This is a genomic window from Pseudomonas sp. SDO5532_S415 (assembly GCF_054071155.1).
Map to the genome: position 1 here is coordinate 1 of NZ_JBSVWS010000256.1, position 5,694 is coordinate 5,694.

A 5,694-nucleotide genomic window follows, 5' to 3' on the forward strand; every position below is an offset into this window, starting at 1 on the left:
GCAGGCCTTCTTTTATTGGGGCCGCTTCGCGACCCAGCGGGAGCAAGCTCCCTCGCCACAGATTCGGTATCTGGCTCGTTTGCTACTTATCGTGATCAATATCCAGCTTGCTGAACGTCACTTTCCCGCCTTCAGTGGTGTACCCGGTGTTGTCCTGCACATACACCCCGGCCTTGAAGTACAACGGCTTGTCGCGCCATTTCGCGCTGATGATGGTGTCCCACTGGTAACCTGCGGCACTGATGCCCAACGCGCCGCCGGGGCTCAGGTGGATGAGGTAGGAGAACTCGCGGTCCAGTTTCACGCCGGTTGCGATGGTGATGACCCGGCCCGTGTCGTCATCGGGGTGCATGCGCACTTTGGCGACGATGTTGCCGGTCTCGGTGGCTGTCTTGTATTGATACTCCACTTTCACCATGGGCTTCTGGCTTTGATAGGCGTGGATCTGACCGATGACGATCTTGCCCGAGCTTGGCACCTGGTTGACTGCCAGGGTAGCGCGCAGGGAATTGTCGGCGTCCGGGTAGTACCAGTTTTTCAGGGTGCCGTTGCTGTAGGTTTCCCGCAGTTCGGTGCGGGGATATTTGGCATTTTCGGTTCGGGTACCGGTCACCGGGGACCAGAAAAACAGTGTGCCGGTGTCGGAGTGGAAGTATTGATCCTTGAAGCCGTTCACCAGTTTGGAGGTTTCTACAGTGTACGGCGGGCTGCCGACAGGAACGCTGAGGTTCCAGGTTGCGAGGTCGATCATAGGCAAAGCTTCCACGATTTTTTTGCAGTACGAACGTACCAGAAGCTCTAGCACGGGCCTTTTAGGGCGGTCTTTATAAGCGTAGAAGGCTTTTTTGTTAATGCCTGCCTGACAAATGGGTGACGTCAAAATCCTGTTAAAAGGCCATCTCTCCCGGTTTTAGCGGTCTTCAGGCATGACCGTTAGTCGGTAAATGAACCTATTGGTTAAATGATGGCGTACTGACACCTTCTGCTTTACTGGATCCAGGTCTAGAGTGAAGTATTAAAATTTGTCCGGTTTTCACGAGAGACCGGCCTGACGTCCTGAACAAAGAGAAGCAGCATGGAATGCGCGCAATCCCCGCCAGCTGAAGGCCGTTCTACGTTATTAATTGTCGACGATTACCCGGAAAATCTGATCAGCATGCGCGCGTTGTTGCAGCGCCAGGACTGGCAGGTCATGACCGCTGCTTCGGGTTTCGAAGCGCTCAGTCTGTTGCTTGAACACGATATCGACCTGGTGCTGCTGGATGTGCAGATGCCGGGCATGGACGGTTTTGAAGTGGCACGCCTGATGCGTGGCAGTCAGCGGACCCGGCTGACGCCGATCATTTTCCTGACCGCCAATGAGCAGTCCCAGGACGCGGTGATCAAGGGCTATGCCAGTGGTGCCGTGGATTACCTGTTCAAACCGTTTGACCCGCAAATTCTCAAGCCCAAGGTCCAGGCGCTGCTGGAACACCAGCGCAATCGCCGGGCCTTGCAGCGTCTGAGTCATGATCTGGAGGTCGCTCGCGCCTTCAATGCTTCGGTGCTGGACAACGCCGCCGAGGGTATTTTGGTGGTCGATGAGGGCGGTCAGATCCGCTTTGCCAACCCGGCGATGTCGCGCCTGCTCAATGCCACGGTACAAGAACTTCAAGGTCGGGCGTTTCTGGATTTCCTGCAAAAGCCGCACATCCCGAACTGGGCCACTTCGGACTTGTTGGCCGGTTATGAACGCGGTGAAACCCTGCGCTTGCACGATGCGTCGCTGCGCACCGCGCCCGGTCAGCTGGTGCCGGTGGCGCTGTCCTGTGCGCCTTTGCCTGCCGAGCAGCACGCCATGGTGGTCACGGTGCTGGACATGTCGGTCGTGCGCCACCTGCATCAGCAACTCGAATTTCAGGCGGTTACTGATCCGCTGACCGGGCTGCTCAACCGCCGTGGGTTTTACCAGACCGTGGAAAATCTTTTGCTGCGTGGCGAGCGCACCGACAGTGCCTGGGTGCTCTTGTACCTCGACCTGGACGGCTTCAAACGGGTCAATGACTCCCTCGGTCACGATGCCGGTGATCGGGTGTTGCGCTGGGTGTCCGAGCAGTTGAAGGCTTGCCTGCGGCCCTTCGACATTCTGGCGCGTATGGGCGGTGATGAATTCACCGCATTACTGGACCTGGAATTCCCCGAGCAAGCGGCCAAGATTGCCGAGAAATTGATCGAGCGAGTCTCGATCTGTCAGCAAATCGATGGTCTGGATATCGCCCTGGGTGCCAGCATCGGCATCGCCACGTACCCGGATTGCGGGGCCAATCTGGACGGATTGCTGCGGGCATCCGACATCGCGATGTACGAGGCCAAGCGCGCTGGTCGCCAGCAATATCGCTTCTACGATCATGAAATGAATGGCCGGGCGCGTTCGCGGTTGATGCTGGAAGAAAGCGTGCGTACGGCCATCGAGAACCGCGATTTCAATCTGGTCTATCAACCGCAGGTGGCCATCGCCGGGGGACAGATCCGCGGCTTCGAAGCCTTGTTGCGTTGGCAGCACCCGAGCGTCGGTGATGTTCCGCCGGGACTGTTTTTACCGTTGCTGGAAGAGGCGCGATTGATCAGTCGCCTGGGCAGCTGGATTTACCAGCGCGGCGCCGGACAACGCAAAGCCTGGGAAGCACTGTTTGCCGAGGATCTGGTGTTGAGCGTCAGTTTGAGCGGCACCCAGTTCGCCATGCCCAATCTGGTCACCGAATTGCGCCAGGTACTGGAGCGGCATGGCTTGCAGCCCCGTCATCTTGAAGTAGAGGTCACGGAAGAAGCCTTGACGCATAACCCGGAAGAAACCCGTAAACAACTGCGTTTGCTGCGTAGCCTGGGCGTCAGGGTAGCGCTGGACGATTTCGGTTCCGGGCAGTGTTCGCTGGCGCATTTGCGCGATCTGGAGCTGGATACGCTCAAGCTCGACCGTCATCTGATCGCTCGGCTGCCGGAGTCTTCACGGGACGCAGCGCTGGTGCGCAATGTGATCGAGCTGTGCAAGCAGTACGACATGCTGGTGATCGCCGAAGGCGTGGAAACCATGGCGCAATATGAATGGCTGCAAGCCAATGGCTGTGAGTATGTGCAGGGGTTTCTGGTTGCGCGGCCGATGATGGCCGAGGACACCGGTCACTTCGTGCAGCCCTTCGACTGGAGCGCGCTGACCCGCTGAATTCGCTACACTGGCCATCTTTCCGTCCTTTGTGTTGCCGTTGCGATGACCGCGTTGAAATACCTCCAGGCCTATCCCGCTTCGCTGCAGGATCAGGTACGCCAACTGATCGACGACGGTCGGCTGGGTGACTACTTGAGCAAGCGCTACCCGCAAAAACACGGGGTGCAGAGCGACAAGGCGTTGTATACCTACGCCCTGGAACTCAAGCAGGAATACCTGCGTAACGCCCCGGCCATCGACAAGGTGTTGTTCGACAACCGCCTGGACCTGACCCACCGCGCCCTTGGCCTGCACACCACGATCTCACGGGTGCAGGGCGGCAAACTCAAGGCCAAGAAGGAAATCCGTATCGCCTCGCTGTTCAAGGAGGCGCCCTCCGAGTTTCTGAAAATGATCGTGGTTCACGAGTTGGCGCATTTCAAGGAATCCGATCACAACAAGGCGTTCTACAAGTTGTGCGAACACATGCTGCCGGGTTATCACCAGGTGGAGTTCGATGTGCGGGTGTACCTGACCTGGCGGGATATGCAATCTTTCGAGGAGCATAAATGGACGTAAGCAAGACCAAGAGCAGCTTCTATCGTCGTTTGTATGTGGCGTACCTGATCGACAGCGGGCTGGCCAGCAGTGTTCCGGCTTTGACCGAGGTCACCGGAATGCCGCGGCGCACAGCCCAGGACACCATCGCCGCGCTGGCGGATCTGGATATCGTTTGCGAGTTCGAACAGGAAGAGGGCGCGCGAAACCACGCTGGGCGCTACCGGATTCGTGGCTGGGGGGCGATTGATCGGGGGTGGATCGAGCGTAATCTTCGGCAGATCAAGGCGGTGCTTGAATATCCCTGAGTGTTGTAGTGACTGATCTGACGCCTTCGCGAGCAGGCTCGCTCCTACAGTTGAAATGCATTCCAATGTGGGAGCGAGCCTGCTCGCGACGAGGGCCTTACGAGCGACGCATCCCGATGTGCGGAATACCATCCTCGACGAACGCTTCACCCGCCACCTCAAACCCGTACCGCCCGTAATACCCCTGCAAATGCGCCTGGGCCGAGAGATAGATCGGCATGTCGGGCCAGTATTTCTCCGCTTGTTTCAGCGCCTGCGCCATCAACTCATGCCCCAACCCGGCGCCTCGTGCCTGTGGTGCAATGATTACCCGGCCGATCACCACGTCACCACCCTGTAACTCGGGATCGAGCAAGCGCAGGTACGCCACCAATCGATCCCCGTCCCAGGCCATCAAATGGCAAGTGTCGCCTTCCAGATCCTGGCCATCGATGTCCTGATAGACGCATTTCTGCTCGACGACGAACACCTCGGCACGCAACTGCAAAATGGCGTACAGCTGCTCCTTGCCCAGATCGCTGTGGTGTTTGCAGACCCATTCGATTGTCATGTCCTGATTCCTTGAAAACGTCCCTGTGATGGTAAGCGCCCCGGCGATGGATGTCTTTATGGCGGAGAAATCTGTGACAAAGACCAAAATGCCATCATTCATTTCGCGCTTCTGTGTCTTCTTTGTGTAATCTGGAATCAAGCGATGTGCTGGCTTCAATGAGCTAACGTTTAGTGCCTGGGTGTGCCGGTAAGGGGCTTGGAGTTTTAGCTGAAAACACGTCGGGCATCCCGCCCGCTAAGGATTTTCTAGCATGCCGCGATTGCATCGAGCCTTTGCTTTGACTGGATTGCTGTTGCTCATTCAGGACGCGGCGGCGGAAAAGCTGCGTCTGGTGGCCGATGCCTGGCCGCCCTTTACCGATGCCACGCTGGTCAATGGTGGCCTGGCCACCGATATTGTCAGTACCGCGCTGGCGCGGGCCGGTTATGCCAGTGATTTCGAGCAGGTGCCCTGGGCGCGAGCGTTGCTCGGTGTGGGCGAGGGGCGATACGACGTGCTGGTCAATGCCTGGTACACCGACGAACGCACCAAGCTCGGCCAGTTTTCCAGCGAGTATCTGGTCAACCGTGTGCGCTTTATCAAGCGTAAAGACGCGCCGATCGAATTCAACAATCTGCAGCAACTGCACACCTACCCGGTTGCGGTGGTGCGAGGGTACGCCTATTCGCCGGCGTTCGATGGCGATGCGTCGTTGCAGAAGGTTCCGGTACACAGCTTCGCCATGGCCGTGCGAATGGTCGCCGCCGACCGGGTCAAGCTGACCCTGGAAGATGAATACGTCGCGCGTTATTACCTGGCCCGTGAATCCGCCAAGGTGCGCAATGCCGTGGAATTCCTGCCCAAGCCGCTGAGCGAGAACAGCCTGCACATCCTGGTCAGCCTGAAGAACCCCAAGCATGAGCAGATCGTTGCCGGTTTCGACCGGGAGATTGCCAGGATGAAGGCGGATGGGAGTTATGAGCGGTTGATGAAGCAGCATGGGATGTGAGTGGGCTGATCCAGAGTTTGCTCCGTTGCTGATGGCCTCTTCGCGAGCAGGCTCGCTCCCACAGTGTTAAGTGGTGAATTCGTAATGTGTGATCGACACAATTCCC

General features: G+C 57.9%; 6 protein-coding genes. 4 read left to right on the top strand and 2 right to left on the bottom strand.

The genetic code is table 11. From position 1 onward, the window contains the following. Positions 1-82: 82 nt before the first annotated feature. Entirely contained in the window at positions 83-751 is a 669-nt protein-coding gene (locus ACW9HW_RS28460; protein WP_457402647.1) for a polysaccharide lyase family 7 protein, read from the bottom strand. Positions 752-1,075: 324 nt separating this feature from the next. On the opposite strand from ACW9HW_RS28460, the gene ACW9HW_RS28465 reads away from it, so the two are divergent. Genes ACW9HW_RS28465 through ACW9HW_RS28475 form a run of 3 tightly spaced genes read left to right on the top strand, consistent with a single transcriptional unit; the run spans position 1,076 to position 4,047 of the window. Next, the gene (locus ACW9HW_RS28465) at positions 1,076-3,199 is read left to right on the top strand and encodes a putative bifunctional diguanylate cyclase/phosphodiesterase (protein WP_457402649.1); all 2,124 of its coding nucleotides are present in this window, start codon (positions 1,076-1,078) and stop codon (positions 3,197-3,199) included. A gap of 45 nt (positions 3,200-3,244) precedes the next feature. Continuing rightward, on the top strand, positions 3,245-3,760 hold the full coding sequence (locus ACW9HW_RS28470) for a M48 metallopeptidase family protein (protein WP_095195973.1): 516 nt from the start codon (positions 3,245-3,247) through the stop codon (positions 3,758-3,760). After that, positions 3,751-4,047 (top strand): winged helix-turn-helix domain-containing protein, encoded by a 297-nt coding sequence (locus ACW9HW_RS28475; protein WP_046818280.1) that lies wholly within the window; start codon positions 3,751-3,753, stop codon positions 4,045-4,047. The genes ACW9HW_RS28470 and ACW9HW_RS28475 overlap by 10 nt, the downstream gene beginning before the upstream one ends. 97 nt (positions 4,048-4,144) lie before the next feature. Here the strand turns inward: ACW9HW_RS28475 and ACW9HW_RS28480 are convergent, their stop codons facing one another. Next, entirely contained in the window at positions 4,145-4,597 is a 453-nt protein-coding gene (locus ACW9HW_RS28480) for a GNAT family N-acetyltransferase (RefSeq protein WP_457402652.1), read from the bottom strand. A gap of 253 nt (positions 4,598-4,850) precedes the next feature. Between ACW9HW_RS28480 and ACW9HW_RS28485 the strand changes: the two genes are divergently transcribed. Further along, a complete protein-coding gene (locus ACW9HW_RS28485) occupies positions 4,851-5,588 on the top strand; it encodes a substrate-binding periplasmic protein (protein ID WP_095195971.1) in 738 nt (245 codons plus the stop codon). Positions 5,589-5,694 lie beyond the last annotated feature (106 nt).

Coding starts and splice junctions, on each gene's coding strand:
- ACW9HW_RS28460 (WP_457402647.1), bottom strand. CDS start 751: ATGATCGACCTCGCAACCTGGAACCTCAGCGTTCCTGTCGGCAGCCCG.
- ACW9HW_RS28465 (WP_457402649.1), top strand. CDS start 1,076: ATGGAATGCGCGCAATCCCCGCCAGCTGAAGGCCGTTCTACGTTATTA.
- ACW9HW_RS28470 (WP_095195973.1), top strand. CDS start 3,245: ATGACCGCGTTGAAATACCTCCAGGCCTATCCCGCTTCGCTGCAGGAT.
- ACW9HW_RS28475 (WP_046818280.1), top strand. CDS start 3,751: ATGGACGTAAGCAAGACCAAGAGCAGCTTCTATCGTCGTTTGTATGTG.
- ACW9HW_RS28480 (WP_457402652.1), bottom strand. CDS start 4,597: ATGACAATCGAATGGGTCTGCAAACACCACAGCGATCTGGGCAAGGAG.
- ACW9HW_RS28485 (WP_095195971.1), top strand. CDS start 4,851: ATGCCGCGATTGCATCGAGCCTTTGCTTTGACTGGATTGCTGTTGCTC.